The sequence below is a fragment of the Bifidobacterium callitrichos DSM 23973 genome (assembly GCF_000741175.1).
Classification (GTDB): Bacteria; Actinomycetota; Actinomycetes; order Actinomycetales; family Bifidobacteriaceae; genus Bifidobacterium; species Bifidobacterium callitrichos.
In genome coordinates this window covers 19,206-43,533 of record NZ_JGYS01000028.1, presented here as the reverse complement: position 1 = coordinate 43,533, position 24,328 = coordinate 19,206, and the positions used below count along the sequence as shown (strand labels likewise).

Sequence of the window (24,328 nt, the reverse complement as noted above, 5' to 3'; positions counted from 1 at the left end):
CGTGCGGATCTGAGGCATGCGCTCGCAATCGTTCCACCGAATTGGTCTCGTATCCACACGAACAGTAGTAATGGAAGCCTCGGGCCGAGTATTCGGTGATTGTCAGATGTTCAGCCGATGAAGCGTTCATCGTCGGGCCTTTCATTCATGTAGCGAATATGCTCCTGCATCGCTATCAGCGAGCGGTAGTCACGGCCGCATGAGCAGATCAGGATCTTTCCGTGCTTGGCTGTGGCGGTCAGGCGATGCTTCATTGCGTTGCTCGGATTGGGGCCGTCTAGGAATGACAACACGTCGGACATAAGTCGTTCAACCTCCAGGTGATGGGCGAAGATCTCTTTGTTTCTGGTCTCGTATCCGCATGAGCACACGCGGTAGTAGCCTGCGGCGGTGCCGAAGCCCGCCATATTGCTGGGGTATTGCGTGGCACGTAGCACTGCGGGAACAAGTCGTGCCAGTCTGTGCGTCTTACGCTTCAGCTTTGGCGGTGAGTGCCGTTGCAGTCGGGGCTTGCCCTTGGTCATGCCCATGATGGATTCCTCCATATCCGCTCAAATTCTTTGGTTTCCTCTTCTGTGAATGCGATGTCGGCGCCCCATGGCCGTTCCCTTGGGCGGCGCGGCAGTCGGAACGGCTTATTGCTCACCGGTGTTGTGTGGCAAACATGTTCTGCGAGATACCATCCGTCGGTTTGGATTCCTCTCGCTCCGCATACGTCCTGAAGGTGAAACAATCCGCTGTTGCCGATCAGGACGATGCGAGTCAGACGTCGTTCGAGCAACAATGCGGTGGTTACGTCCCGCCCGGACATCAGGATGCCCGGATCGTAGACTTCTTCGACGTTGCCTCCCGTGTAGACTGCCGTCCATTCACGGCACCTTCCGCATCTGCGTGGCACCAGATGAGCGGTATTGCATGTGGCAGGGCACAGGATCCTCAGCCATGGTGGTTTCCTTTGACTCATGTCGCACCTCCTGTGGCCCGGATGATTGATTTCCAGATGGTTGACAGCTCTCCATCCGTCAGACCGCTTGCTCGGCCGCGCTCGTACAGGTCATGCTCGATAGCAGTCCTGTTCTCCGGATGATTACTCAGTCGTCCGTAGGCCCAAGCGTGAAGGTCGTTGTTCCGAGACCCCTCCGCAATAGGTGTCATGTCAGGCCGGCCGTTGGCTGGCTTGCCGATCGATATCGGACGTTCCATGACCTCGCTAAGTGACGGGATCCTTTGCGAACGGGCGCTCGCCACCTGTTGTGGCGCAATGCCGGTCGTGTAGTTGTGCGATTCCAGCCAGGAAACCATCCTTGGTGACATGACGGGCGGATTGCCATCCGGTACGTCAAGTAGCAGATAATTGCCATTGCCGATATGGCTTCCTGCGCCGACAACATACCCCTTGCCTTCGCATCGGATGTCAACAGGTACGCCGTCTTCGTGCACGGAGTTCTTCAGCAATCCACGCAGTGAATCGGGAATCAGGTAGTAGGCGTGTGCCGAGGCTATACCATTCGCCCGTCCGGTAGGCGTGCCGACCAGATAGGTCTTCGGGAAATCAGGAGAGCCATATACTCCGATTTCCCGGTTGAACACATCCCACCCGGTCGGCGCATCCTTCAATACCTCACCGGTAAGCGGATCCTTAGCCACGTCCAAGTCGATGATTGCCATGCCTGCAGCCGGAACTACTGCATAAGCCGAAGCGCTGGAAGGAGGACGTCGCCCGACGGGTAAAGTCCTGTTCTTTGCCCAATCAAACGACTTCTTACCTTCGCTGACCGTGCCGAACGTGACGGGGAATCCGTAATCGTCCGGCGTGGGAACCGGGTTATCCTCGCGTGGCGAGGGAAGAGCGGGTACTGGCGTCGATTCGGCTTCTGCGAGCGCATCTTGAATACTTGCGGCGCTTTCCTTGCGGAATGGGGCGAACGTGCGTTCATCCTTGACTACGAGTACGCGAACGACCTTGCCATCGATCTTCTTGCATTTGGACAGCAGCCCTAGCTTTGAGACGGTGTTCATATGGCCTGAACGGGATTCCTTATAAGGGTTGTCCTGACTGACCGCATAGCCGTTGGAGACGATCTGATCGACGATCCACTGCTGTGCATCGTCAAGGCTCTCCGCCGAACCAATGGAAACATCGTTCCAAGGCTTGTCGCCTCTGACTTCCCACAACCTGCATGAGGCCATGAGGAACGGTATCGCGCCATAGCGGTCACGGAACGACAGAAGCTCTTTAAACTCCTTCTCTTTCCGCCCGTCACGCATCCGCACGAACACTCGACGGCGATTCAATGCTTCGGTGGATTGGAGGATTACCGGGTTGTTGGAGGCTATTGCCAGTGTCGCCCGGTTGCGGAAGCTGATACCGTTCTCACGTATACGCCGGCCGACCAGCATGTCGCCCGTGCTGATCTTCTTGAGCAACGTGGTCTGTTCCACGCTGATGGTGTCGGCATCCTCGTCAAATACCCAGAGGCGTCCAATGAGCTTCAGGGTCTCCTGCTCGTTGGAGAACGGGTTGCCCCCGCCTCTGCTCAGTAATGCCGTAGCATTTACCGGGGTGGCCAGACGGGGGAACGACTTGCGCAGAGAGCCGAGCAAAATGCCTTTACCGTTGCCGCCTCCGCCGTAGATCACCCAAAACAGATGAAGATACGGTTGCAACAGTGGAGCCGCGAACAGGCGTCCCAGATTCTCGGCGCTGTGGTCATCCTCCGTCACGAAGCGAAGCAGTCGCCCCGCCTGCGCCACCAGTTCGTCGTCATATGGTGCGTCCAGCGTCACCTCATATGAGTTAGCAAACAGTGGGTCGTCGGATTCGATGCGTCGTACGTGCCCATCCACACGGTAAAAGGCGACGTTCGAGAACTTCACTCCACGCAATATGCGGCGAGGAAGCTTGCGGCACTCGACCTTCATCTGAAGATTCCAGGCCAGATACACGTTCTTCTGACCAGTGATGTGGTATTCCTCTTCGATGTCCGCGATGGAGTGCCATGAGCTGAGTAGCCTGTTCTCGCCGCTTTCATCCACGTCGCGTACGTACAGGGTCTCGTTATCCTCACCGATCAGCATGCTGCCGATGCGGTAGTCCCACAGCGCCTTCGCATAACCGTCGTCGAAGAACTTTGCATTGTTCGTTGTCCTAGGAACGCACACGCTCCTACCCAGACGGTCATAGAACGCATGGCCGTATCCGAATGTGGGATCGGCAAGGCGCATGCCTACAAGCACCTGTTGCACATTGTCCGGTCCGTTGGGCACGACCGAGCACTGGTGGCGGTATGGCACCTCCACCGGATCCGCCATGATCTTGGTCAACTCGTCCATGTCTTCTCATCCTTTGTTGGTTCGCATGCTTCGTGGTGCCCGCCGTCGTCTCGCACAACGGTGCCGGCGTGGATACCGTCCGGGCTATCCGGACTAGAACTCGGGATCGTCGCCGGACTCGACAGGAACGTATTGCTGAAGTACCTGTGCGATCTGAGCGACTGGGATGTTCAGCATGCCGGCGATCTGCTCGGCTGTGTTGCCGGCGGCCGCCAACGCCTGAATTTGCTGTACGTTCAGTTGCGGTTGAATGTTTGGTTGTACGTAACCGTTTTGGGGATAAACTCCCGTCGGGGAGGCCTGCGGCTGCTGGAACGTAGGCTGTTGCACTACCGGTCGTTGCGCCGGATGAGTTGCCGGTGTAGCGGTCTGCTGGGGCGTGGCGTTCATGGCTTGGGCGACCTGTGTCTGGTTGGGTACGATCTCGTAGCTGTAGAGTTTGGGCGGGTTCCAGCCGCGCTTTTTGGCTTCGCCGTTGGCGGTGTAGGTGGCGGTGAACCCGTCGCCGACGTGCGGGAAGTCGCGGCCGACGATGCGTGATGCCTGACGAAGCGTGCCGAGGTTCTTGCCTTTGACGTAGACGGCGCGCACGCCGTCGTCGCCGGGGATGGTGTTGTCGCGCAGGTTGGTGGCGACGTGGATGACGACCTGCATCATGGGCTGGCCGTTGTCGAACCATTTCGGTTCCTGCGTGTCCATGTCCCTTTGCTGTTGCGCCTCGATGCTTTCGACGGTGCCGGTCACGGATGTGCCGATGGGATCCTCACGTTGGAAGAACGACGGGGTGCCGCCGGCCATGACCTGCGCGAGCGTGGGCAGGGTGACTGTCTGCGGGGTGTTGGCGTTGGTCTGGTTGGGTTGTGCGAACATGGTGCTGCTCCTTGGTGTTATTTGGTTGACTGTTGACTGGTGGATTGCTGGTTGGGTTGGTAAGTGGGTTGCAGCAGCGGGATGAGCCGTTGCCATGTGTCGGGCACCTGCACGGTGTCGGGCTTGCGCAGTTCGGGGATCGTACGGTTCTGATCGTCTGGCCATGAGCCGCAGTCGAAGCAGTGCGTGGCCGATGCCGGCAGGAGCCGGATCCATGCGTCGCGCATGTCGGGTCCGTCCGTCTGTTCGATCAAGTCCAGGAACGTGACCAGAAGCTGGGCGCGTGCCAGCGCCCACAGGCCGGGCCGCTCGTCGAAGCGCATCTCCACGGGCAGGGCGTCGTTGAGGCTGATGCCGTTGCGCGGCAGGAAGAAGATGCAGTTGCGTTCCACCTGTTCGCCCGCGTTCCTCAATCCGATGCCGTAGAGGCTGGCCTGCACCATGTAGGTCTGGGAGGGGCCGTGTGCCTTCACGTCCTTGAGGGTGGTCGCGCCCACGATCTTCCAGTCCACCGTGCTGGCCGATCTCCGGTCGTACAGGTCGATGGATCCTTTGACCTCGTAGCCGTCCGTGATGCCGTGGAGCGAGCCGACCGTGACCCGCATCTCCGTCTCGTACGGGCGGTTCCTCACGTTATCGTCGAAGCCCTGCGGGTTCAGGTCGGAGAACATGCGCTCGAAATGCTCGTGCACGCATGTGCCGACGAACGGTAGCCATGCCACGCCCTTGCGTTTCGGCCATCCAACCAGCTTCGCGGCTAGGCAATGCAGACAGTCTGTTCCCAGCTCGCTGGGACCGATGGCCTTCTGCCGTTTGCGTGGCGCGTTCGCGATGCTCGACTCGATGATCTCCCGGATCTGCGGCCACAGTGTCGGTTCCACGCGAAGCTCCTCATACGGCGAGGCCTGCGGTTCAATAGCCGACGTTAGCGGCATCGTTACTGCCGGACTCGTATCGGTGGCGGTGGCGAGCACTGCCATCACGTCGGCGGCGCTCATTTGACCACCACCGAAGCCTTGTCGCGGCGCATCAGGTCGGCGAGCGCGTCTTCGCCCAATGCGCGGCGGGCGGCCGACACGTCCGGCGCGACCTTGTACAGCTTCGGGTTGTTGGCCGCCGGGTAGGTCTGCGCGAACCGTTTCGCGTCCAGCCGCTGGCTTCCGGCCTTGACCTGCACCTTCAGATCGCCAGCCTCGTACGAGCCGACGGGCCAGTTCTCAAGGATCTGCGCCTTGAGCCGGTCGATTTCGTCCTGCGCGCGCTTGATGTCCACCTGAAGGGACGCGATGCGCGCGGCCTGAGCCTGCAACGTCTCCCACTTCGCCTCGCCGTCAGGGTTGCCGGCGGTCGTCGCGTTATCGTTCATGGTCGTTTCCTTTCCTCGACTTTGATGGGAATCACCCCGACCGTGTGGCCGGGCTTGTCCTTGCCGTGCCGGCGTCCCGTCTCATAGGCGGCGTCCGCGCTCGCCGGCTTGGAGAGCACGCCGCATGTGCGGCATCGCGGCAGGTATCTGCGGATCAGCATGTCGCCGCCTCCGCGTCTGGGCCGAGCGGGAGCCCGTCATTAAGCATGAGCGCGAACGATTCCAGGGTCATAAGTACGAGCTGTCTGGCCTGACCGTCTCGGGAGTCGATGCCGATGCCGGGACGCTTCTGGACGACCACGCCGATCAGCGCGTCGTCATTGCCCCGCTCGATCTCCGCTTCCCGCAGGTGTTGGGAGACGTTCATCTGGGCAGTGTTCTTGCATTCCACGACCACCCGGTGGTCAAGGAAGCGTACGCCTGCGATGTCTCCGCGATCCTTGGCCCCGTTAAGATGCCGGCGTTCGATCCGATCGTCATCCAGCGCCCAACGCAGGTAGTCCACCGTCCGCGACTCCATCGCCGCTCCCGCACGCCGAGCCGTCTTCAGACTTCTGGGCATGAGTTGGTCACCTCGCTGGTGGATTGATAGACGTGATCTCGGAAATAGGCGATCAGTGTCTCTCTCGGGTAGAGGACGGTGCGGCCGACCTTGACGAACTTGGGGCCGATACCCGTTGATCGCCAGTAGGCCAATGTGCCTTCAGCTATGCCGATGCCGGCCACATCTTTGGTGGTGTTCATGGGCTTGAGCGTGTCCCTCAATGAGTGGAACAGTTCGGGGTCTTCTGTTTGCGCCTGCATGTTTTCACCTAGAAGCTCACAGGAGTGCTCTTGTCATGCTCCTGCACTGTGTAAGAGCATGCGGACTGGTTGCCGGAGACATTCAGTAGCCTGGCACCGGTGGTCACGAGTACATCGCCGTACAGGCTGAGTGCCATGCCGACGAAGCCGACCTCCAGCTCGTGCGCGCGGATGTTCCCCTTGATGGATCCCATGCCGGGGGCAAGCGTGATCGAGCCGAACGAACGCGGTTTCCCGCCGATACGGCGTGCGGTGACTTCCACCACATACGGTCGGCAGTCGCCCGAAGCGGCATTGAGCAACGGCAGGAACCGGCTGATCGCGGCTCGCTTCCTTTTGATGGTCTCTTCTCCGAGAATCGGATCGTCCTTCATTCCTTCTTCCTTTCCTTGGTGGCTTATTTGCCGGGGTGCTTGGGCAGAAGACGCAGATGCGACTTGGGTGGGACGAATTCCGCCGGGTCGCGTCCGGTGATCAGGCAGATCGCGTAGATCTCGGGGAACGAGAACGGGGATCGCCCGTGCCGCTTCGCGCTGAACGTGCTGTACGGCATGCGCATGCGGCGTGCCATGTCCGAGTACTTGTAGCCGTCTTCCTTCAACAACCGGGACACCGTTGCCCCGATCCATCTGTCCGCCATGGACTGTTTGTTGGTCATGTGGCTAATGCTATTTGCTTTCCAGCGAACCTGCAACCCAAAAATGACTTGATATGACTAATTGCGTTAGCAGAAATACATGCTATAGTGGTGGCATGGCTAATGAAATCGACACTAGAGCGCAACTGTTCGCCAAGTACCTCGGAGCCGAGCTCAAAGGCGCCATCCGCTCCCGCGGCTTCTCGCAGGCGCAGGTCGCCGACCAGCTCGGACATGCCAGGTCGTCCATGGCGAACTGGCTGAACGCCAAACCCTCCATCCCCATGGAGGTCGCCGAGAAGGTCTGTCTGTGCATCGGCGTCGAACTCAGGGTCATCGTGTCCCGCGCGCACGAACGCGTCAACGACGAGATGGGAGTATACGAGACCGAATTCAGAAACAAGCAACGCTCCACGTTGGAGCAACTGACCCGCATCGCCCTGCTTAACCAGCAGCAACAACAGCAGTACGGGTACACCACCGCCGCCTACCGTGACGGCGACAAATACAGAGAGATGGAAACACCGACAGACTGACCAGAAGTGAAGGGTACAGCTTGAAGAACACCTACAGCGATCTGCTACTGGTGGCCCGCAACATGGGCCTGCAAGTGGTGGAGGGAACAATCAACGACGACCACCTAGGGCGCTACGACCACCTGAAGCATCGCATCACCATCGACGGGAGGCTGAACGACAACCAGAAACGAGTCGCACTGCTACACGAGATCATCCACGCGGAGCATTTCAATGCCGGAATGAACCTGTGGATGACCGCCAGGAACGAAGAGAATCTGACCATCAAGGAGACAGCCGAGCGCATCGTGGATCTCCGGGATTACGCACAGGCCGAGCAGGTCTACGGACCCGACCCCTGCATGATCGCCAACGAACTCTGCGTGACAAGAGCCGTCATCGTAGAGGTCCAGCGAATCCTCGAAGCCAATCCATGGAAATGCCGCCTCGTACCCCACTACTGACACCAAATGAAAGGAGATGAGCAACGATGGCACGTGTAATCATCGATGATCGTTGGCTTCGCACTGCCGACGATGACACTGCGCCGAGTAGCGCCGCGAAGCGTTCTCTCGCCAACGCCAAAGATCCTTTTAAAGCTCACGTGCCGGAAAAATGGCGCACCAGTATCTACGGCAAGGGCAAGCGCTGGCGAGTCCGTTGGTATGTTGCCGGCGATGATGGTAAGACCCAGCAGAAGAGCAGGCACTTTGACAAGCTCTCCGATGCGGAGAGTTTCAAGGCCGCAATGGAGGATGACATCCGTGCTGGACGTTATCGGGATCCGAACGCTGGGCACAAGGCATTTCGTGTGGTAGCCGAGGAATGGCTGAAATCCAAACTTGATGTCAAAGAGGCCACTCTCGGACGGTACTCCCGAGATATGCGAGTGTATGTTTACCCGCGGTGGGGCGACGTCCTGCTCTCTGGCATTACGGCCAAGGATGTGCAAAGCTGGGTCAACGACCTTACCACCGGCGATTACAAGGCGGAACTTCCCGTGGACAAGAATGGTGTCATGCGCAAGCCGAAGCCTTTATCGCCTTCCAGCATCAAGAACATCGTTCGTGTGGCTATGTACAGCGTTCTGGATTACGCGGTCAAGCAGGACTATCTCGTCGAAAATGTCATTGACAAGGTAACCACGCCGAAAATCGTCACGCAGGATGACAAAGTGTTTTTGACCATTGCCGAGGTCGAGCAACTCGCTACACAGGCCGGAAGATACGGAAAGCATGCCAAAACTGTCAATGGCGTCTTAACATGGCCCGACGATACGACGAATACGCATGCACTGCTCGTAAGGTTCCTTGCATACACCGGCGTACGTATAGGCGAAGCTTTGGCGTTGACGGTCAGAGATCTCGATTTGGATCGGTGCCGAGCAAGAATCCGCAGAACTTGGACTGATGATAAAAATGGCAATGTCACATTGGGGCCACCTAAGAACGGCACTCCGCGAACCATTGCCATGCCTACATTTCTGTGCCATGCACTGCGGCAATACATATCTGGTCTTTCGGAGAATGATTACGTGTTCCGTGGCAAGCAGGGTGGGCCTCTCTATGTGAGGACATGGCGCACTCGTGTTTTCAACCGTGCCGTGAAGAACGCTGGTATGGAAGGTAACGGTATTACGCCTCATTCGTTGCGTCACACCTATGCATCGATAGCAATCGCGAATGGAGCTGATGTCAAGACGTTGCAAAAGCAACTCGGTCACGCTACTGCCGCAATGACGCTGGACGTTTATGCCGCCCTTTGGCCAGAACGTCTCGGAGATGTCGCGGATGCTGTAGGGGCCGCCCGAGATAGAGCACTTGCTCCAGCAGATGGTTCCAATACGCAGGAGCCGATACCTCTGGAGCAAGCCGCATGATTGATGAAATGGCCCGCCATTGTGCGGGTCATTTTCATTGATTCGGCGACGGTCGTTGATAGGCAGGGGTAACAAAGTAGCAAGAAACGCTGTCCTTTCCGACAACATATAGCCCGCAAATGTACACCGAGACCTGTTATCTCTGTTACCCAGTTACTTGAATCGGAGAAAAGCGCAGGATTACTTATCGTCTAGGATTCTGGGTCCCGATAACACGATCACGCTGAACACAGTTACCGCTGTTATCGTCTAGGCCGTCTCTTGCCGAGTTGCGGGAAAACCGCAACGCGCCGAAAATGGTATTGTTGCCGTTTACTCGATCACATGAGAGGCAACAGAAGACTTGAGGCCACAATGGTCTCCATCCAACCCCCACGGCTTTCCTCCTTTCTCCGTGGGGGTTCATCTTGTACATCACCTCTATCGGGAGACCCTATGGCCAAGCCACGAGGCAACCCACGGTACGCCAACGGCGCTCGCAGACGGGCCGTGCGCAGACGGGTGTTGGCCGCCTACGACACGTGCCATATCTGCGGTAAGCCCGTTGACAAGACATTGCCCGCGCGGGATCCGTGGAGTGCGGAAGTGGACGAGCTGTTGCCGGTGTCGAAGGGCGGAAGTCCGTACGAGTTCGCAAACTGCAAGTTGTCGCATCGCGCGTGCAACGAGCTGAGAAGCAACAAGAGCATCGAATGGGCACGACAAGCCGTCCGAGGAGAAGCCGACGTCAGAGCGACTTCGGTCCCGTTCCGCACCTCGACTTGGTGAGACACTGCTCGGTACTGTGGGGAGGGTATCCTACCGGCCGGCTCCGGGCGCACCCCTGTGTCATAGCGCCGCTCTCTCCCCGATTTTTTCCAAACAGACCTATCGCATATGCTTGAACCGTCTGCTTCTCTACTCGCCCCTATAGGAGCTTGGTGTGAGAAGCAACAGCGGGGACTCCACGTGACCAGCTTTCAAGACTGGAACATAAATCGAGGGGTATCCCCGCTTTTTCTATGCCGTTCGGAGGCCACTCATGGACGAGTACCTGACCCTGTTGCGTCGCACGTTGAAGCGGCTTGAGCAGGCGGTGTTTGATCTGGATACGCCGCCGCGTGATCTGGCGGCGTTGTCGCGCCGGTTGCTTGAGGTGAGTCGGGAGATCGAGCGGTTGGAGGGCAAGGACGGTGCTTCGGGCCCGTCGGTTGCGGTGGAGGTCGAGGATGACGGGTTCGACGAGGAGGCTGTCTGACGTAGCCCGGCACGTGGTGCTGCCGAAGGGCATCGTTTCGACGGGCTGGCCGCGGGTGAAGGCGCAGGCGCGCATGTGTGGCATCGAGTATGACGATTGGCAGGATGGGCTTGGCCGGTGCATGCTGGGCAAGACGGCGGATGGCCTGTATGCGGCGGGCATCGGCGGCGTGGTCATCTCGATCTGTCGTCAGGTGGGTAAGACGTTCACGATCGGCACGATGATCGTGATGCTGTGCATCCTGAGCGAATATCCGCTCAAGGTCCTGTGGACGGCGCATCGCAGCCGCACGTCGGATGAGACGTTCAAGTTCATGTGCTCGCTGGTCAGGAAGCCGGCGATCGCCCGGTACGTGGATGGCGAGCCGAGGCGGGCGAATGGACAGCAGGAGATCGCGTTCACGAACGGCAGTCGCATCCTGTTCGGTGCGCGTGAGAACGGGTTCGGTCGTGGTTTCGACAACGTGGACGTCGAGGTGTTCGACGAGGCGCAGATATTGGGCGAGCGGGCGTTGGACGACATGATCCCCGCCACGAACGCGGCCCGGAACCCCTTGATCATCTACATGGGGACGCCGCCCAAGCCAAGCGACCCCAGTGAGGTCTTCAGCAATCGCCGCCATGATGCGTTGTATGGCGAGAGCGACGACACGTTGTATGTGGAATTCAGCGCCGACCGTGACGCGGATCCCGAGGACCGCTCCCAGTGGCGGAAGGCGAATCCCTCGTATCCGTCGCGTACGTCGGAGTCGGCGATCCTGCGCATGAGGAAGAACCTCGGCGAGGACAGTTTCCGGCGCGAGGGCTTGGGCGTGTGGGACGAGACCAACACGGTGAGCGTCATCGACCCCGAACTGTGGAAGAACGGCGAGGTCACAGAACGTCAAGATGGCGGTGTGGTGTCGTTCGGTTTGGACATGCCGCCCGACCGCAGCGCATTGGCGATCGGCGCGTGCATGAAGTATGCGGACGGTTCGGCCCACGTGGAGTTGGCGGAGTACCGGGACACGCATCGCGATGGCGTGGCGTGGGCGGCGGATTGGATCAAGGCGCGCTGGTCGCGTACGGCGTGTGTGGCGATCGATGCGCAGTCGCCGGCCATGGTGCTGTTGCCGGAGTTGAAGGCGCGGCGTGTGCCGGTGAAGGTCGTGACCGCCAACGAGATGGGTCAGGCGTGCGGGCGCATGCTCGACCTGATCCAGGCCGGCATGCTGCGTCATCTGCCCGACGCGGATCAGCCGCAGTTGGCGAAGGCGGTGGCGAACGTGACCACGCGGCCGATCGGCAGGAGCGGCGCGTTCGGGTGGAACAAGACGGGCAATGACATCGACATCAGTCCCTTGGTGGCCGTGACCGTCGCCGTGCAGGGCGCGTGGACGACGCGACGCCGGCCGGGACGCAGGCAGAAGGTAATGAGATAGCGAGGTGGCTTATGGCGGATGAGGGCATTTTCTCCAGCGCGTTGAAGCGCCCGCTCGACATCACCTCGTTCGGCGCCACCCGCATCGCCGGCGTCGCCGACGACGACATGCCCCTTATCAGGACGTTGATGAAGGTGTGGCGGCAGCGGTATCCGAGGAACCTGATCCGTACGGGCTATTACGGGGCGAAGGAGGGGTTCAAGGACTTCGGCATCAGTATTCCGGATCGTATCAAGGCGAACGTGAGCGCGTGCATCGGCTGGCCCGCCAAGGCGGTCCGCTCGTTGGCCGACCTGACCGTGTTCGACGGATGGACCTACCCCAACGGCGAGGACGTGTACGGGCTTGACGAGCTGACCGACATGAACGCCCTCCAGTTGGCGGTACCGCAGACCGTGGTCAGTGCGTATACGCATGGGTGCGCGTTCCTCACCCTCACCAGTGATCCCGACACGGGCGGTCTGCTGGTGACGCCGCGTTCGGCGGAATGGTCCGCCGCCCTCTGGGACGGTCGTCGCAACCGGCTGGCGGCGGCGTTGACGATCAACGACGCGACATCGAAGGGTCGTGTCACCGCGTTCAACGTGTTCCTTCCCGGCGTGGTCTATCAGGTCACCAGAGACGGTTATGGCGGTTGGACGGCGGAACGGTACGTGACCTTCTGGCCGGAGCCGACGGTGGTGCCGTTGGTCAGCGACCCGCAGTTGTCGAAGCCGTTGGGGGCTTCGCGGATCACGCGGCCGGTGATGGCGTTGACCGATATGGGCTTCCGGACATTGGTGCGTATGGAGGCCAGTGCGGAGTTCTACGCGGTGCCGAAGCTGTGGTTCCTCGGCATGGACGAGGACGCGTTCAGCACGGACACGTGGAGCTCGCTGGTGAGCTCGATCAATGCGATCAGCAAGGACGAGGACGGCGACAGCCCCAATCTGCAGCAGATCAGTCAGGCGTCGATGCAACCCCACTCGGACATGTTGAAGACGATCGCGCTGGTGGTCGCGTCGGACACGGATCTTCCCGTGGACTCGCTCGGCATCACCTTGGACAACCCCAGTTCGGCGGAGGCGATGGCCGCGGCCGAACGCAAGCTCACCCGCCGCGCCGACCGGCAGAACCGCCTCTTCGGCATGCAGCTGACCAGGCTGGCCCGCATGGCCGTATGCCTCAGGGACGGCCTCACGGAACCGCCGGACGAGCTGAAACAGGTGCGGCCCGTGTGGGCGCCGACTAGGGAGATCAGCGACGGGGCGCGGGCGGACGCGTACGTGAAGATCAGCCAGGTCAACCAATCCTACGCGACCAGCGAGGTCGGGCTGCGCCGTCTCGGCTTGGACGGCGACGAGATCCGCTCACTGCGTTCGCAACAGTCGCGCGACCGTGGACGGGACGCGCTGGACATGATCCTAAGGAGCGCCAATGCCGGTGACGACCAAGGATCTGAACCAGCTGAGGACGAGCCAACAGGAGGCGGTCAGGCTCGCGAGGCTTGACCTCGGCGAACTGTGGTGGGACATCGCCGGACTGCCGGCCGCCAAGCAGCGTGACATACTGCTTGACTTGGTGCCGGCGATCATCGGCAAGTACTCGGACATGTCCAGCACCGCCGCGGCCGACTGGTACGAGCACGTGTACGCGAAGCACTTCGACGACGCGTTCACCGCCGAGGTCGAGAACCCGAACAGGGACGAGGCCGTGAAGAAGCTCATCCGGTGGAAGGCCGGCGTCCTGTGGGACGACCCCGGCAAGGGGAAGAAGGCGAATCCGGACGAGCTGCTGCGCTACCTGAACAACCTCATGGACCGGGAGATCCGCAACCCCGGACGGCAGACCATCAGAAGCAACGCTAGACGCGACCCGCACAAGCCCCGATACGCGCGCGTGCCGAACGGCCGGCAGCCGTGCGCATTCTGCATCATGCTCGCGTCACGCGGCTACATCTACGCCAGCGAGGACACGGCCGACTTCGGCACGAGCTTCCACGGCGGCAACTGCCGGTGCGAGATCGTCCCCGAATGGGGCAAAGGCAGCAACCGGATCGAAGGCTACGACCCGAACGAATACCTCAGGATCTACGAGACCGCGCGCCGCGCATTGGAGACGGGCGTCATGCCCGCCGACCTCAAGGCCGGGCTCGCGAACATCACCCCATACCGGGAACCGAAACGCGGGCAAAGCGTGTACGGGCCGTACGACCCGAACAACGTGAACTCGCTCGCGTACCTCATGCGCCACATGCACCCCGACAAAGTGGGCCAAGGCCACAAGCTCCATGACCCCGGCAGGCGCAAGGGCGGGCCGGGCGAGAAGATCAGAGCGTTCAAGACCATGACGCCACGCACGTCCCTTAGGGAGATCGCGCACGACGAGGTGAACCCCCTATGGGACATGTGGGTGAAAAAGAAGCTCGACAACGGGTATCAGCCGAACTTCTCAAAGAACCCATGGGGCATCAACTGCCAGCGCGTCGTCCAAGCCGCCGAACTACGCCTCAGAGGCTACGACGTGCAGGCCGTCGGCAACCACAAGAAATCCTCGGACGGCTACTACTGGAACATCGCCGACATGTGGGTGGACAGGAACGGCAACCACCGCAAATTCACCCAGAAGGAAACGAACAACGCCACAATCCGGGCCATGCGCGAATACCCGCCCGGCAGCCGCTTCTTCGTCGCCGGCCCATGGAAGAACGGCAACGCCCACATCTGGAACGCCGAGATTATCCAGATGCCCAGCGGCTGGAAATCCGTACGCATGTACGACTTCCAGCCCGGCGACTACACGAAATACGGGTACAAGAACGGACGGAGCCCGGACTACTATCCCGACGACATCAAGGAAGGACAGCTCAGGTTCCTGCGCGTGGACGACATGGAACCCACCGACAGCCTTCTCGAAGGCGGCCGGCCGAGCTTCACCGACGCGCCCGCCTACGCCAAGCCATGGGTCGGCGATCCCGACACCGTGCGAAGCTGGAGCGAGTGGAAACTCCAACGAACCCACCGCGACGACCCCTCGTGGCGGCGGCATCAGGACGAGTACGACAAATGGGCCGAATCCACGCCACACAGTCAAGGAGGACAAGCATGAGCGATAAGGTCACCAGCTACCATCAGGCACGTCTCATCGTCGAGCAGATCGAGCACGGCATGCCCACGGACCCCGAGGGCGGCGAGGACGACGAATACTACGCCGTCCCTATGGCCTCTGACTTCGTTCAGGCCGATGATTGCGCGTGGTTCGTCAACAAGAAGACCGGTAAGGCCGAACGTCTGTTCAGCGCGCCATTCGCCCCCGCAGGCCCCGGCAATATGTACTACCGCGATTTCAAAGACGTACGGGATACCGAGGATGAATGATCAGCGACTGCGCCGACGAAGATACCGTTCGAGAAGCGGCCGGTATTCATCGCCGTCCTCGTGCATCAACACTCGATAAGCCTTAAGCAGCACGTCACAGGGGACATCGAGATCGTGTTCGAGGACATCGGCGATCAGCCAACTCAACGCGTAGTAGTACTCGCCGGTCTCGAATCCCGTATCCAAGCCCCATAGCAGCTCCTCGTCAAGCGCATCGCAATACGGCCTCAGTTCCCTGTATAGAGGCAAGGCCTCCTCGTCCGGTACATCATCCGCCATCTCAATCCTCTCTGATCAATGACCCCATTATGCCATCACGGATTCGTCCGTGGTGGCTTTTCTTATGCCCGATGACGGGCGGAAGGAGGCCGTATGGCCGAAGAAGACGACGCCCCGGACACCGGAGAACAGTCCGGTTCGCCGCCGGAGGAGATCGACTGGAAGGCCCGTTACGAGGCCGAGGCCGAACGGGCGAAGTCGTGGCGTGGCAAGGCCGAGGCGAACAAGAGCGCGGCGGACGAGCTGGCCGCGTTGAAGGAATCCCGTCTCACGGAGACGCAGAAGCTTCAGGCCCGCGCCGAACGGGCGGAGAGGGAGCTCAACGACCTGAAGACCGCCCAGCAGCGTCTCGCATGGCGTGACGAGGCAGCCAGGAAGACCGGCGTGCCGGTGGATCTGCTTCGCGGGGAAACGGCCGAGGAGATCAACGCGCACGCGCAGGCCATCAAGTCGTATCTGGCCGCGCAGGCGAAGCCGTCTGCGGCGAAGGTCGCGGATCCGGCCGGCACGCCGCAATCCCAGACGAATCCGAACGCGGGACTGCTCAGACAACTGTTCGGCACCAAGTAAACGTTCAACCCTTTAGAGGAAGGAATCTATGGTTTTGCAGACCAATCAGGTGACGCTGCCCACGTCCGTGAGTCTCGCGGTGGTGGGCAAGGCGCACGACACCAGCACGATCGCCACGTTGAGCCCGGCGGACAGGCTCGGGTTCATGGACGACAAGTACAACGTGTTCACCGGCAAGGCGCGCGCCGAGGTCGTGGCCGAGGGCGCGAAGAAAAGCGGCTACGAGCAGCCGATCACCCCGAAGGAAGGCAAGCGGTTCACGGTGCAGTGCACCACGCGCGTCTCCAAGCAGCTGCAGTGGGCGGACGAGGACAACCAGCTGCAGATCCTCGACGCGATCCAGGCCGATCAGGCCGCGGCGTTGGGCGAGGCGTTGGACTACGTGATCTACCACGCGGTCAACCCCGCGTCCGGCGACAAACTCGCCGGCTACGAGGCGCTGTCCGCCACGGGCGTGCAGGTGACCGCCACCGACGACCAGCTCGCCAACCTCGACTTGCTCACCGACAGGCTGCTGCGCGCGAACATCACCGGCGTCGCACTGTCCCGCACATTGGCGAACGAGCTTCGCAAGCTGCGCGTGTCCAACACGGGTGGACGACTGTTCCCGGAGATCCCGTTGAGCCTGAACACGGGAACCTTGGACGGGATCAAGGCCAGCACGAGCGTGACCGTCGAGGGCGAGTACGCCACGGACGCGACGAACGTGCTCGCGTTCATGGGTGACTTCAGCACGATCAAATGGCGTCTGGTGCGTCCGATCACGGCCGAGGTCATCCCGTACGGCGACCCGGACAACACCGGCGTGGACTTGGCCGGCAGCAACCAGATCGCCTACAGGAGCGAGGCCGTGTTCTCCTACGCGATCATCGACCCGACCTCCATCGCCGTGCTCAAGACCGCCGGCGCCAAGACCACGCGGGCGGTGAAGCGATGAGCGTCACCCCCGTAAAGACCCTCGTAGTCCACACCGGCGAGAGCGGCGTGCCCGTGCTCGCCGAGCCCGTGCGCTTGGTGAACCCGGAAGGCACGCCGTTCACCGGCGCCGGGGCCGCAGTGACCGTGGAGACGTTGGGCGGGGCATCCGCCATCGGCAAGGCCGTGATGAAGGCATCGACCGGAGCCGCGGCGCGTACCGCGATCGGGGCGGGCACGTCCAGCTTCAGCGGCGCGTACGGCGATCTGACCGGCAAGCCGTCCATTCCCACGATGCCGACGGCTTCCACGTTGTCCGGGGCGACCACGGTCGGCAAGGCCGTGATGGGCGCGGCGGACACGGCTGCGGCGCGCAAGGCCATCGGCGCGGGCACGTCCAGCTTCTCCGGCAGCTACACGGACCTGACGAACAAGCCGTCCATCCCGGCAGCCGCCACGTGGGCGAACATCTCCGGCAAGCCCGCCACGGCAGCCGCCATCACGGATCCGGCCGCCGACGCGACCGCCGCGACGCTGGGAACAACGATCAAGGCGATGCTCGCGACGATGCGTACATGGGGCTGATCGCCAAGTGATTGATGACGCGTTCCGGCCGTTCGCCACCTACAGGGACGTGGAGCGACGCTGGCACGCATTGACCGAGGCGGAACGCGAGACCGCGACCGTGCTGCTGGAGGACGCCACGCAGATCATCATGGACACATGCCCCAAATGGTCGCAGGCGTCCGAACGCACGCTCGCGTCGATCACGTGCGCGATGGTCATCCGCAAGATGAGCGTGGGCGACGAACGGTTGGGCGTGACGAACGCGCAGCAGACCGCCGGCAGCTTCAGCGAATCCTTCACCTACTCGAATCCCATGGGCGATCTCTACCTGACCAAGGCGGAGAAGGCCCGGTTGGGCCGTGGCCGGGCTCGCGCGTTCCACCTCGACATGAGCGGAGGCGGCCCGTGAGAGGCGAGACCATCACCGTCATCCGTCGCGTCCAATCCGGCGTGGACGAGGGCAACAACCCGGTCTACGAAGAACAGCGCGAAACGGTGCCCAATGTGCTCGTGGACTCGCCCGACAGTACGGACGCTGGCGACTCGAACCGTCCGGACGGGATGCGCGTGGACGCCGTGTTCCGTTTCCCGCGCGACTACACGGGCGACCCGCTCGACGGGTGCCGGATCATCCTGCGCGGCGACGAAGCGCACCCGTATCACGTGGTCGGCCATCCGCTGCCGCTCGACGGCGGCATGCAGCCGACCAAGTGGAACATGAGCGTCGAAGCCACCTACACGGAAGGCTGAACCATGGCCAAGGTCAAAGTCCGGCTGCATAGCAGCGGCGTATTGGACGTGCTCAACAGCGACGGCGTGAGAGGCGACATCGAGCGTCGCACCGAGGCCGTCGCGGCCGCGGCGAACCGTATGCACAACGCGAAGGGCTACGTGGGCGATGTCATCAGGACCGACCGGCCCCACGGGGCGGTGAGAGCGGTCACACGGCATGCGAGACGGTCGAACGCGAAGCACAACACCCTGCTGAAATCGCTGGACGCCGGAAGGGACTAGCCACCATGAACGTCGAAACCACGCTCGTCCAGTTCCTCAACCGGCAGCCCGAGCTTGCGGGCATCCCGGTCTCGACGGACGTGCCGGCGCGGCGGCCGGAACGGTTCGTGACGGTGGAGCGGACGGGCGGCACGGAGACCCCGTTCACCGACCATCCCATGCTCGCCATCCAATGCTGGGACACCAGCCGCGTCCAGGCGGCATTCCTCGCCCAACGGGTGAAGACCGTGCTGGAACGCGCCGTGCGGATCCCGGCGGTGGCGAAAGTCGCCATCGAATCCACAACGAACTATCCGCTGGACGGGGACACGCCCCGCTATCAGATCACCGCCGAACTGACGGTGCACAAACACATGTAAGGAGAAGAACCTATGGGCAAGCCCAATGCTCAGATGGTGTCGGTCGGCAAGCCCCACGGCGACGGCGGACGCTACGCGGGCGGCGCATGGTACGGCAAGGTCGGCGAGGCCACCCCGCCCACCGACGCCACCACCACGCTGTCCGACAAGTTCCACGACCTCGGCTATCTGAGCGAGGATGGCGTGACGAACACCATCGACCGCGATAGCGAGGACATCAACGCGTTCGGCGGCGACCGCGTACTCAGTGTGACGACGAGCCGGGCGGAGAGCTTCCAGTTCGGCATGCTGGAGACCACGCCCGAAACCTTGGCCGTCACCTACGGGCCCGGCAACGTCGAAGTCAAGACCGTGGACGGCAAGGACCAGATCACGGTCAAACACAACAGCGCGGAGCCGCCCGAACTGGTGTACGTGTTCGAGTTCGCGATGACCGGCAACAGGGTCAAGCGCATCGTCGTGCCGGTCGGCAAGACGGGCGACGTGGACGACGTGACCTACGCGGACGGCGAGGCCATCACCTACACGCCCACCATCAACGCGTTCCCCGACGCCAACGGCAACACCGCCTACGAGTACATCGCCTACGTCACCGCCGATACGCCGGAGACCACCGGCGACGAGCCGGCGGCGCTGACCGACGAGGAGACGCCCACCTTGGCGAAGGCCGCAGTCAAGGCCGCCACCCGCCGCAAGACCACGGTGAAGGCGACGACGGCGAAGACCGCCTGACCCGTCCGCCCCGATAGTTCCCAGTCCGGTGGCGGTGCCGATGCCGTGTCCGCCGCCACCGGATCCACTCCAATCCAAGCAGTGACACGGCATGGCCAGGAAGGACACGGCAACCATGGCGATCATCATCAACGACTACCAGCCCAAGGGCGACGAGACGGTGGAGGTGCAGTTCCCCGGCTCGAAGACCCGCTACAAGGTCAAGAGCCCCGACGCGCTGACCATCGGCGACCTCAGGGCGATCACAAGCGGCGACATCGACTGCTTCTACACGCTCTTCCCCGCAGAGGCGCACCCGCTGCTCGACCAGCTGCATCCCGAACAGCTCAACGGGTTCATCACCGCGTGGACGGGCAGCCCAAAAGACTAGCCGCCGTCCAATGGCTCATCACCCATCATCGGGACGCGCTCGAATACGAGCTCATCCGATTGGGCCTGCGCCTCAGATGGCTCGGAGGCCCGCTGCTGTCGTGGCGTGACGTGTGGCTCATCGCCGCCAACGCGCCTGCCGGCAGCCGGCTCGCCAGCCTGCTGGACCAGCGCAACGCGTGGACGCCCGCCGACTGGTGGCTGCGCAGCATCGAATACTCGCTGCGCTGGCTCGTGTGGGCCAAGACCAAGGACGGGCAGAAGAACCGCGGCAAGCCGAAACCCACGCCCGCACCCGGCGAGGCCACGCCGAAACGCCGCGACCCGGAACTGACCGGCATGGGCAAACAGGAGCTGCGCGCCTATCTCAAACGGCCGCGCGTGGCCTTCGCATAACCGAACAGAGCATGCCTTTCAACGAGGAGAGGGGACGATATGGCCACGTTGGCGACCGCATGGGTGAACATCGTCCCCACGTTGAAGGGCGCGCAGAACAGGATCGCCGCCGAACTCGGCGGCATCGACCTCAAGCCCGCCGGGCAGAAGCTCGGCGGCAACCTCTCGACCAGCCTCGTCAAGGCGTCCGGCAAGGGCTTCGCCACCATCGGCAAACTCGGCCTCGGCGCCCTATCCACGATCGGCGGCGGCATCACCGCCCTCGCCGCCAAGGGCGGGTTCGCCCGCGCCCTGAACATCGAGAACGCCCAAGCCAAACTCAAGGGCCTCGGCCACAGCACCGAAACCATCACCGAGATCATGGCCAACGCGAACGCGGCCGTCAAGGGCACCGCGTACGGGCTCGACGAGGCCGCCACCGTCGCCGCCAGCGCCGTCGCCAGCGGCATCAAGCCTGGCGAACAGCTCACCAAGGTATTGAAGACCGTGGGCGATACCGCGCAGATCGCCGGCATGGGCTTCAGTGACGCGGGCGCGATCTTCACTTCCGTGATGGCGCGCGGCAAGCTTCAGGGCGACGACATGCTCCAGCTCACCTCGCGTGGCGTGCCCGTCCTGCAGGCCCTCTCCGACCAGTTGGGCGTTTCCACGCAGGACGTGTCCGACATGGTGTCGGAAGGCAAGATCGACTTCCAGACGTTCGCCACCGCCATGGACACCTACTTGGGCGGAGCCGCCTTGGCCGCCGGCGAGACCTTCAGCGGCGCATTGGCCAACGTCAAGGCCGCGCTGAGCCGTTTGGGTCAGAAGGCCGCGACCCCCGCGCTGAACGCCCTGCGGGATGTGTTCAACGTGCTCACACCGGCCATCGACAAGGTGAACACCGCCATCCAGCCGCTCGCCGACCAGTTGGGCTCCAAGCTCGCCGGCGCGGTGCAGCGCGTCACCCCATGGATCCAACGGCTCGCCGACGGGTTGGCGGACGGGTCCATCACCGTCAAGGACCTCGCCGAACAGGCCGGCCTGCTGGTGGGCGCGTTCGCCGGGTTCACCGTGATCGGCCAGTACACGCCGCAGATCCTCGACGCGTTCACCCTCGCCGGCGACGGCGCGGGCATGCTCGTCTCCACCATCAAGGGCGACTTCGGCAAGCTCAAGGGCATCGCCGCCGGCGCGGGCGGGATCTTCACCGACATCGGCACCCGGTGGGGCAACGCCTTGGGGCTCGTGGACGCGAACTTCGGCGGCATCTTCGGCATGATGTCCAACCGTGTCAGAAGCGGACTGGGCGACGTGGGCTCGACGCTCGTCGGCATGTTCGACAGCAAGGTCTACGTGCCCCTGCAACAGGGCATCGGTGGTATCGGCTCGAAACTCGCGGCACCGTTCCAGACGCTGGCGGGACGCGTGGGAGGGTTCCTCTCACCGGTCACCAGCGCCTTCGGCACCGCGTTCCAAGGGTTCGGCTCGACGCTGGCCGGGCCGATACAGGCGGGGTTGCACGGGATCGGGAGCATGTTCCTGAACTTCTTCAACCCGGCCAACTTCCTCAAGTACTTCGGCATCGCGGCCATCATCGGCGCGCTGGTCGTCGCGCTGGGCGCATTGAACCAGAGCCTCGGCGGACAGTTGCAGACCCACGTCACCGAGTTCCTGACCGTCAAACTGCCCGGATACATCACCGAATTCCAGAACTGGGTCACGACCCAGCTGCCCGTGCTCATGCAATCCGGGCTGACACTGCTGACCTCGGTGCTGCAGGGCATCACGCAGAACCTGCCGCAGATCCTCACCGTCGCCGCCGACATCCTCACCTCCTTGGTGGACGGCATCGCCAACGCGCTGCCGACCCTGCTGCCGGTCGCGATGCAGATGATCGTCACCTTGGTGCAGGGCATCATCGACAACCTGCCCAGGATCATCCAATCCGGCCTGAACCTGCTGGCGAAGTTCGTCGAAGGCATCCTCAACGCCCTGCCCCAACTCATCGCCGCACTGCCACGGATCATCACCAGCTTCGTGGACGGGATCCTCGGCATGCTGCCACGGATCCTGACCACGGGCGTGGACCTGCTGCTGAAGTTCATCACCGGCATCATCGACGCGATACCCCAACTCGTGGCCGCGTTGCCACAGATCATCAGCGGGTTCATCAACGGCATCGGCCGGCACCTGCCGCAGATCATCGAGACCGGCCTCGTCCTGCTCGGCAAGCTCGTCGTCGGCATCATCCAGGCCATACCCCAACTGATCGGCGCGTTGCCGCAGATCATCGGGGCGATCTGGGACGGGCTGACCAACGTGGACTGGGGCGGGCTCGGCCGCAACGTCATCGAAGGCATCAAGAACGGTCTGATGAACGCGGGCGGCGCGATCAAGGACGCCATCGTCGGCCTCGCGAAAAACGCGTGGGGCGCGGTCAAGAGCTTCTTCGGCATCGCATCCCCGTCCAAGCTCATGCGCGACACCGTGGGTGTCATGGTCGGCCGGGGACTGGCCAACGGCATCATCGACACCACCAAGACCGTCAGCAAGGCCGCCACCAGCCTCGCCGGGCAAGCCTACAGCGCGTTCGACGCGACGATCGGCGACCATCCGTTCCAAATGGAGGCGGATGCTGACGTGACCCGCACCACCCGCATCCACACCATCACCGACGACACCAGCCGACACGACACCAACACCAGCGCCGACGGCGCGCGGCCGTTGACGAGGGACGACATCACTACGGCCGTCTCGGAGGCGCTGCAGGCCCTGCCGGCCATGCGCTTGTTGCTTGACAGCGGGGTGATGGCCGGCGAGCTCGCGCCCGCCATCGACAAGGCGCTCGGCAATCGAAGGGCAAGGGGCTACTAGTGAACACCAACCGGATCCGCGGCCTCACACTCGACAAGAGCCGGCTGACCATCGACGGCAAACACCTCGGCGATCATGCCGTGTTCGCCCTCGCCGGCGGCATCAGCATCGGGGAATCCACGCCCGTGACGGCATTCCAAGCGGCGCCCGGACGTTCCGGCGGCTGGGACACGACCCTGACCGACCCATACGGATACCCGGCCATGGAACGCCGCGAGATCACCATCCAAGTCGCCGCGGCCGGCGACCCCTTGGAGATCGAGGAGGCCAAGACCCTGATCGGCGGGCGCAACGGCCGGCACGTCCGCATGGGAGGTCTGACCGGCCTCGGCGAATACCGGGGACGATTGGCCGTCGGCGCATGGACCGACCGGCACGACGCGAGCGGCGTCCTGAAATGGAGCGTGTGCACGCTGGCCTTGGACGCGGAACCCTACGCGTACGGGCCCGAACAGCGCATCGACATGCAGCTGGACGGCAAGCCGACGCATGCGAGGATCCTCGGCAACCGGCCCACGCCGCCCGTGTTCCACCAGCTGATCGACGAGAAGGTGGACGACGTGACACCCGTCGCCACCACCCACACCTTCACCGCCAACGGGCAAAGCGTGCATGTGGCGAACACGCTCACCGGCGCCGGTCTCTGGGACGACCCGCACCTGCTCGTCATCGACTGCGAACAGCGTCAGACCACGTGGCGGGGGGAGGCGCGGGCGATCGCGATCGACGACGACTATCCCACCGTCCCGCCCGGCCACGCCACGTTCACCGGCACCGTAGGCCCGAAGACGAACGTGGAGCAGTACACGCAGTACGTCACCTACACGCCGCGATGGCTCATCTAACGAACGGAG

31 protein-coding genes are annotated in these 24,328 nt (G+C 62.5%); 20 read left to right on the top strand and 11 right to left on the bottom strand.

Going from position 1 to position 24,328, the window contains the following annotated elements:
* Positions 1 to 110: 110 nt before the first annotated feature.
* The 10 genes from BCAL_RS11495 to BCAL_RS11455 all read right to left on the bottom strand — a co-directional run bounded on the left by BCAL_RS11495 (position 111) and on the right by BCAL_RS11455 (position 7,031).
* Positions 111 to 530, bottom strand: a complete 420-nt coding sequence (locus BCAL_RS11495) for a hypothetical protein (RefSeq protein WP_152600345.1) — start codon at positions 528 to 530, stop codon at positions 111 to 113.
* A gap of 430 nt (positions 531 to 960) precedes the next feature.
* Positions 961 to 3,333, bottom strand: coding sequence for a DUF5906 domain-containing protein (locus tag BCAL_RS11490; RefSeq protein ID WP_043165874.1), 2,373 nt, complete (start codon positions 3,331 to 3,333; stop codon positions 961 to 963).
* 93 nt (positions 3,334 to 3,426) lie between these two features.
* Positions 3,427 to 4,203 (bottom strand): hypothetical protein, encoded by a 777-nt coding sequence (locus tag BCAL_RS12445; protein WP_052119143.1) that lies wholly within the window; start codon positions 4,201 to 4,203, stop codon positions 3,427 to 3,429.
* A 17-nt stretch (positions 4,204 to 4,220) separates the two neighbouring features.
* Positions 4,221 to 5,201, bottom strand: coding sequence for a hypothetical protein (locus BCAL_RS11480; protein ID WP_052119142.1), 981 nt, complete (start codon positions 5,199 to 5,201; stop codon positions 4,221 to 4,223).
* Positions 5,198 to 5,569: a hypothetical protein gene (locus BCAL_RS11475; RefSeq protein WP_043165872.1), complete on the bottom strand. Its 372-nt coding sequence runs from the start codon at positions 5,567 to 5,569 to the stop codon at positions 5,198 to 5,200. The genes BCAL_RS11480 and BCAL_RS11475 overlap by 4 nt, the downstream gene beginning before the upstream one ends.
* A complete protein-coding gene (locus BCAL_RS13350; protein ID WP_156101986.1) occupies positions 5,566 to 5,730 on the bottom strand; it encodes a hypothetical protein in 165 nt (54 codons plus the stop codon). Before BCAL_RS13350 ends, BCAL_RS11475 begins: the two co-directional genes overlap by 4 nt.
* Positions 5,724 to 6,131, bottom strand: a complete 408-nt coding sequence (locus BCAL_RS13840; RefSeq protein WP_052119141.1) for a hypothetical protein — start codon at positions 6,129 to 6,131, stop codon at positions 5,724 to 5,726. Before BCAL_RS13840 ends, BCAL_RS13350 begins: the two co-directional genes overlap by 7 nt.
* A complete protein-coding gene (locus tag BCAL_RS11465) occupies positions 6,116 to 6,373 on the bottom strand; it encodes a helix-turn-helix transcriptional regulator (protein WP_043165870.1) in 258 nt (85 codons plus the stop codon). Before BCAL_RS11465 ends, BCAL_RS13840 begins: the two co-directional genes overlap by 16 nt.
* Before the next feature lie 8 nt (positions 6,374 to 6,381).
* Positions 6,382 to 6,747, bottom strand: a complete 366-nt coding sequence (locus BCAL_RS11460; RefSeq protein WP_043165868.1) for a hypothetical protein — start codon at positions 6,745 to 6,747, stop codon at positions 6,382 to 6,384.
* 23 nt (positions 6,748 to 6,770) lie between these two features.
* Positions 6,771 to 7,031, bottom strand: a complete 261-nt coding sequence (locus BCAL_RS11455) for a helix-turn-helix domain-containing protein (protein ID WP_043165866.1) — start codon at positions 7,029 to 7,031, stop codon at positions 6,771 to 6,773.
* Positions 7,032 to 7,126: 95 nt separating this feature from the next.
* Here BCAL_RS11455 and BCAL_RS11450 point away from each other — a divergent pair, with 95 nt between their 5' ends.
* The 8 genes from BCAL_RS11450 to BCAL_RS11410 all read left to right on the top strand — a co-directional run bounded on the left by BCAL_RS11450 (position 7,127) and on the right by BCAL_RS11410 (position 15,417).
* Positions 7,127 to 7,546, top strand: coding sequence for a helix-turn-helix domain-containing protein (locus tag BCAL_RS11450; RefSeq protein ID WP_043165864.1), 420 nt, complete (start codon positions 7,127 to 7,129; stop codon positions 7,544 to 7,546).
* 20 nt (positions 7,547 to 7,566) lie between these two features.
* Positions 7,567 to 7,989, top strand: a complete 423-nt coding sequence (locus BCAL_RS11445; RefSeq protein ID WP_043165862.1) for a hypothetical protein — start codon at positions 7,567 to 7,569, stop codon at positions 7,987 to 7,989.
* A gap of 26 nt (positions 7,990 to 8,015) precedes the next feature.
* Complete coding sequence (locus BCAL_RS13345; protein WP_152600344.1) at positions 8,016 to 9,404, top strand: tyrosine-type recombinase/integrase; 1,389 nt, start codon at positions 8,016 to 8,018, stop codon at positions 9,402 to 9,404.
* A 1,021-nt stretch (positions 9,405 to 10,425) separates the two neighbouring features.
* A complete protein-coding gene (locus BCAL_RS11430) occupies positions 10,426 to 10,641 on the top strand; it encodes a hypothetical protein (RefSeq protein WP_052119140.1) in 216 nt (71 codons plus the stop codon).
* Positions 10,642 to 10,714: 73 nt separating this feature from the next.
* Entirely contained in the window at positions 10,715 to 12,061 is a 1,347-nt protein-coding gene (locus BCAL_RS11425) for a terminase (RefSeq protein ID WP_338010561.1), read from the top strand.
* A gap of 11 nt (positions 12,062 to 12,072) precedes the next feature.
* Positions 12,073 to 13,551, top strand: a complete 1,479-nt coding sequence (locus BCAL_RS11420; protein WP_043165857.1) for a phage portal protein — start codon at positions 12,073 to 12,075, stop codon at positions 13,549 to 13,551.
* Complete coding sequence (locus BCAL_RS12440) at positions 13,478 to 15,148, top strand: VG15 protein (protein ID WP_052119139.1); 1,671 nt, start codon at positions 13,478 to 13,480, stop codon at positions 15,146 to 15,148. The genes BCAL_RS11420 and BCAL_RS12440 overlap by 74 nt, the downstream gene beginning before the upstream one ends.
* Complete coding sequence (locus BCAL_RS11410) at positions 15,145 to 15,417, top strand: hypothetical protein (RefSeq protein WP_043165856.1); 273 nt, start codon at positions 15,145 to 15,147, stop codon at positions 15,415 to 15,417. Before BCAL_RS12440 ends, BCAL_RS11410 begins: the two co-directional genes overlap by 4 nt.
* Here BCAL_RS11410 and BCAL_RS11405 read toward each other — a convergent pair whose 3' ends face one another.
* Positions 15,418 to 15,696, bottom strand: coding sequence for a hypothetical protein (locus BCAL_RS11405; protein WP_043165855.1), 279 nt, complete (start codon positions 15,694 to 15,696; stop codon positions 15,418 to 15,420).
* 93 nt (positions 15,697 to 15,789) lie between these two features.
* Between BCAL_RS11405 and BCAL_RS11400 the strand changes: the two genes are divergently transcribed.
* The 12 genes from BCAL_RS11400 to BCAL_RS11345 all read left to right on the top strand — a co-directional run bounded on the left by BCAL_RS11400 (position 15,790) and on the right by BCAL_RS11345 (position 24,319).
* Positions 15,790 to 16,266, top strand: coding sequence for a hypothetical protein (locus tag BCAL_RS11400; protein WP_052119138.1), 477 nt, complete (start codon positions 15,790 to 15,792; stop codon positions 16,264 to 16,266).
* A 28-nt stretch (positions 16,267 to 16,294) separates the two neighbouring features.
* Positions 16,295 to 17,203: a head protein gene (locus tag BCAL_RS11395; RefSeq protein WP_043165852.1), complete on the top strand. Its 909-nt coding sequence runs from the start codon at positions 16,295 to 16,297 to the stop codon at positions 17,201 to 17,203.
* The gene (locus tag BCAL_RS12435; RefSeq protein WP_052401221.1) at positions 17,200 to 17,766 is read left to right on the top strand and encodes a hypothetical protein; all 567 of its coding nucleotides are present in this window, start codon (positions 17,200 to 17,202) and stop codon (positions 17,764 to 17,766) included. The genes BCAL_RS11395 and BCAL_RS12435 overlap by 4 nt, the downstream gene beginning before the upstream one ends.
* A gap of 7 nt (positions 17,767 to 17,773) precedes the next feature.
* Positions 17,774 to 18,157, top strand: a complete 384-nt coding sequence (locus BCAL_RS11385; protein WP_193786790.1) for a Gp19/Gp15/Gp42 family protein — start codon at positions 17,774 to 17,776, stop codon at positions 18,155 to 18,157.
* Positions 18,154 to 18,498 carry a hypothetical protein gene (locus BCAL_RS11380; RefSeq protein ID WP_043165848.1) on the top strand — a complete coding sequence of 115 codons (345 nt, stop codon included), beginning with the start codon at positions 18,154 to 18,156 and terminating at the stop codon, positions 18,496 to 18,498. The genes BCAL_RS11385 and BCAL_RS11380 overlap by 4 nt, the downstream gene beginning before the upstream one ends.
* A 3-nt stretch (positions 18,499 to 18,501) precedes the next feature.
* The gene (locus tag BCAL_RS11375) at positions 18,502 to 18,762 is read left to right on the top strand and encodes a hypothetical protein (protein WP_043165847.1); all 261 of its coding nucleotides are present in this window, start codon (positions 18,502 to 18,504) and stop codon (positions 18,760 to 18,762) included.
* A 5-nt stretch (positions 18,763 to 18,767) separates the two neighbouring features.
* On the top strand, positions 18,768 to 19,121 hold the full coding sequence (locus BCAL_RS11370; RefSeq protein WP_043165845.1) for a hypothetical protein: 354 nt from the start codon (positions 18,768 to 18,770) through the stop codon (positions 19,119 to 19,121).
* A 12-nt stretch (positions 19,122 to 19,133) separates the two neighbouring features.
* A complete protein-coding gene (locus BCAL_RS11365) occupies positions 19,134 to 19,853 on the top strand; it encodes a phage tail tube protein (protein ID WP_043165843.1) in 720 nt (239 codons plus the stop codon).
* 115 nt (positions 19,854 to 19,968) lie between these two features.
* Complete coding sequence (locus BCAL_RS11360) at positions 19,969 to 20,223, top strand: hypothetical protein (RefSeq protein ID WP_043165841.1); 255 nt, start codon at positions 19,969 to 19,971, stop codon at positions 20,221 to 20,223.
* Complete coding sequence (locus BCAL_RS11355) at positions 20,199 to 20,618, top strand: DUF5361 domain-containing protein (RefSeq protein ID WP_052119136.1); 420 nt, start codon at positions 20,199 to 20,201, stop codon at positions 20,616 to 20,618. Before BCAL_RS11360 ends, BCAL_RS11355 begins: the two co-directional genes overlap by 25 nt.
* Before the next feature lie 39 nt (positions 20,619 to 20,657).
* Complete coding sequence (locus BCAL_RS11350; protein WP_052119135.1) at positions 20,658 to 23,474, top strand: phage tail protein; 2,817 nt, start codon at positions 20,658 to 20,660, stop codon at positions 23,472 to 23,474.
* Positions 23,474 to 24,319: a hypothetical protein gene (locus BCAL_RS11345; protein WP_043165839.1), complete on the top strand. Its 846-nt coding sequence runs from the start codon at positions 23,474 to 23,476 to the stop codon at positions 24,317 to 24,319. The genes BCAL_RS11350 and BCAL_RS11345 overlap by 1 nt, the downstream gene beginning before the upstream one ends.
* Positions 24,320 to 24,328 lie beyond the last annotated feature (9 nt).

What these genes read in the sequence shown, in the direction of transcription:
- BCAL_RS11495 (WP_152600345.1), bottom strand. Translation starts at nt 530, where the DNA reads ATGGGCATGACCAAGGGCAAGCCCCGACTGCAACGGCACTCACCGCCA.
- BCAL_RS11490 (WP_043165874.1), bottom strand. Translation starts at nt 3,333, where the DNA reads ATGGACGAGTTGACCAAGATCATGGCGGATCCGGTGGAGGTGCCATAC.
- BCAL_RS12445 (WP_052119143.1), bottom strand. Translation starts at nt 4,203, where the DNA reads ATGTTCGCACAACCCAACCAGACCAACGCCAACACCCCGCAGACAGTC.
- BCAL_RS11480 (WP_052119142.1), bottom strand. Translation starts at nt 5,201, where the DNA reads ATGAGCGCCGCCGACGTGATGGCAGTGCTCGCCACCGCCACCGATACG.
- BCAL_RS11475 (WP_043165872.1), bottom strand. Translation starts at nt 5,569, where the DNA reads ATGAACGATAACGCGACGACCGCCGGCAACCCTGACGGCGAGGCGAAG.
- BCAL_RS13350 (WP_156101986.1), bottom strand. Translation starts at nt 5,730, where the DNA reads ATGCTGATCCGCAGATACCTGCCGCGATGCCGCACATGCGGCGTGCTC.
- BCAL_RS13840 (WP_052119141.1), bottom strand. Translation starts at nt 6,131, where the DNA reads ATGCCCAGAAGTCTGAAGACGGCTCGGCGTGCGGGAGCGGCGATGGAG.
- BCAL_RS11465 (WP_043165870.1), bottom strand. Translation starts at nt 6,373, where the DNA reads ATGCAGGCGCAAACAGAAGACCCCGAACTGTTCCACTCATTGAGGGAC.
- BCAL_RS11460 (WP_043165868.1), bottom strand. Translation starts at nt 6,747, where the DNA reads ATGAAGGACGATCCGATTCTCGGAGAAGAGACCATCAAAAGGAAGCGA.
- BCAL_RS11455 (WP_043165866.1), bottom strand. Translation starts at nt 7,031, where the DNA reads ATGACCAACAAACAGTCCATGGCGGACAGATGGATCGGGGCAACGGTG.
- BCAL_RS11450 (WP_043165864.1), top strand. Translation starts at nt 7,127, where the DNA reads ATGGCTAATGAAATCGACACTAGAGCGCAACTGTTCGCCAAGTACCTC.
- BCAL_RS13345 (WP_152600344.1), top strand. Translation starts at nt 8,016, where the DNA reads ATGGCACGTGTAATCATCGATGATCGTTGGCTTCGCACTGCCGACGAT.
- BCAL_RS11430 (WP_052119140.1), top strand. Translation starts at nt 10,426, where the DNA reads ATGGACGAGTACCTGACCCTGTTGCGTCGCACGTTGAAGCGGCTTGAG.
- BCAL_RS11425 (WP_338010561.1), top strand. Translation starts at nt 10,715, where the DNA reads ATGTGTGGCATCGAGTATGACGATTGGCAGGATGGGCTTGGCCGGTGC.
- BCAL_RS11420 (WP_043165857.1), top strand. Translation starts at nt 12,073, where the DNA reads ATGGCGGATGAGGGCATTTTCTCCAGCGCGTTGAAGCGCCCGCTCGAC.
- BCAL_RS12440 (WP_052119139.1), top strand. Translation starts at nt 13,478, where the DNA reads ATGCCGGTGACGACCAAGGATCTGAACCAGCTGAGGACGAGCCAACAG.
- BCAL_RS11410 (WP_043165856.1), top strand. Translation starts at nt 15,145, where the DNA reads ATGAGCGATAAGGTCACCAGCTACCATCAGGCACGTCTCATCGTCGAG.
- BCAL_RS11405 (WP_043165855.1), bottom strand. Translation starts at nt 15,696, where the DNA reads ATGGCGGATGATGTACCGGACGAGGAGGCCTTGCCTCTATACAGGGAA.
- BCAL_RS11400 (WP_052119138.1), top strand. Translation starts at nt 15,790, where the DNA reads ATGGCCGAAGAAGACGACGCCCCGGACACCGGAGAACAGTCCGGTTCG.
- BCAL_RS11395 (WP_043165852.1), top strand. Translation starts at nt 16,295, where the DNA reads ATGGTTTTGCAGACCAATCAGGTGACGCTGCCCACGTCCGTGAGTCTC.
- BCAL_RS12435 (WP_052401221.1), top strand. Translation starts at nt 17,200, where the DNA reads ATGAGCGTCACCCCCGTAAAGACCCTCGTAGTCCACACCGGCGAGAGC.
- BCAL_RS11375 (WP_043165847.1), top strand. Translation starts at nt 18,502, where the DNA reads ATGGCCAAGGTCAAAGTCCGGCTGCATAGCAGCGGCGTATTGGACGTG.
- BCAL_RS11370 (WP_043165845.1), top strand. Translation starts at nt 18,768, where the DNA reads ATGAACGTCGAAACCACGCTCGTCCAGTTCCTCAACCGGCAGCCCGAG.
- BCAL_RS11365 (WP_043165843.1), top strand. Translation starts at nt 19,134, where the DNA reads ATGGGCAAGCCCAATGCTCAGATGGTGTCGGTCGGCAAGCCCCACGGC.
- BCAL_RS11360 (WP_043165841.1), top strand. Translation starts at nt 19,969, where the DNA reads ATGGCGATCATCATCAACGACTACCAGCCCAAGGGCGACGAGACGGTG.
- BCAL_RS11350 (WP_052119135.1), top strand. Translation starts at nt 20,658, where the DNA reads ATGGCCACGTTGGCGACCGCATGGGTGAACATCGTCCCCACGTTGAAG.